1 pseudogene is annotated in these 627 nt (G+C 70.5%); it reads right to left on the reverse strand.

What is annotated here, in order from left to right:
- Positions 1-627: pseudogene (locus tag U9J39_RS29415) on the reverse strand (NAD(P)(+) transhydrogenase (Re/Si-specific) subunit alpha); the annotation flags it as partial.

A 627-nucleotide genomic window follows, 5' to 3' on the forward strand; every position in this document is an offset into this window, starting at 1 on the left:
GCACGGTCGCTTCCTGCAGCAGCACCGGCGCCTTGCGCCCGGGGATCAGCGCGGTGGTGATGACGATGTCGGCCTGGAGCGCGCGCTGGTGCACCAGCTCGGCCTGGCGTTTCATCCAGTCCGGCGGCATCGGGCGCGCATAGCCGCCCACGCCCTGCGCGATCTCGCGCTCTTCGTCGGTCAGGAACGGTACGTCGAGGAACTTGCCGCCGAGCGATTCGATCTGCTCCTTGACCGCGGGGCGCACGTCGGAGGCTTCGATCACCGCGCCCAGGCGCTTGGCGGTGGCGATGGCCTGCAGGCCGGCGACGCCCGCGCCCAGGATCAGCACGCGCGCGGCCTTGACGGTGCCGGCGGCGGTCATCAGCATCGGCATGAAGCGCTGGTAGTGGTGCGCGGCCACCAGCACGGCCTTGTAGCCGGCGATATTGGCCTGCGACGACAGCACGTCCATGCTCTGCGCGCGCGTGGTGCGCGGCGCGGCCTCGAGCGCGAAGGCGGTGATGTTCGCGGCGGACATGCGCGCGTTGTTCTCGGCATCGAAGGGATTGAGCATGCCCACCAGCACCGCGCCGGGCTTCATCTGCGCCAGTTCGGCGGCATCGGGTGCGCGCACCTTGAGCACCA

Source organism: Cupriavidus sp. SS-3 (assembly GCF_035818815.1).
In the GTDB taxonomy this organism is placed as follows: Bacteria; Pseudomonadota; Gammaproteobacteria; order Burkholderiales; family Burkholderiaceae; genus Cupriavidus; species Cupriavidus taiwanensis_C.